The organism is Pseudomonas sp. IPO3749 (assembly GCF_013386605.1).
Taxonomy (GTDB): Bacteria; Pseudomonadota; Gammaproteobacteria; order Pseudomonadales; family Pseudomonadaceae; genus Aquipseudomonas; species Aquipseudomonas azotoformans_A.
This window is the reverse complement of record NZ_JACARN010000166.1, coordinates 1-356: the sequence shown is the minus strand read 5'-3', so window position 1 is coordinate 356 and position 356 is coordinate 1. Positions and strand designations below refer to the sequence as shown.

Here is a 356-nt window from a genome sequence, read left to right as displayed (position 1 = left end):
TGATTGCAGTGATGGTGTCGCTGTTGCTGGTCGGCCGCTTCATTGACCCGTTGCTGGAGGTGGCCGGCTATGGCGAAACGTTGCGCGGTGCCGGGGTGCAGCTTGAGGCGGTGCGCGAGATATTGGCCGCGTCGCCCCTGAAGGTGCCGAGCGCGCCGCAATCTCCACGGGATGCCTCGGTGGAACTGTTCGATGTGAGCTTTCGCCACGCGGCCGGTTCGCGGGACGTGCTGCGCGGGGTGAACCTGCGTATTGAGCCCGGCAGCATGACCGCGCTGGTGGGGGCTTCCGTTTCGGGCAAGACCACGCTGTTGCGGTTGGTCGCACGGTTTTTCGAGGTCAGCCAGGGCCAGGTG

The 356-nt window shown here is 65.7% G+C and carries 1 protein-coding gene; it reads left to right on the top strand.

Annotated elements, in window-relative coordinates:
• Window positions 1–356: ATP-binding cassette domain-containing protein (locus tag HX812_RS31950; RefSeq protein WP_178949169.1), on the top strand; the 356-nt coding region annotated here is incomplete at both ends.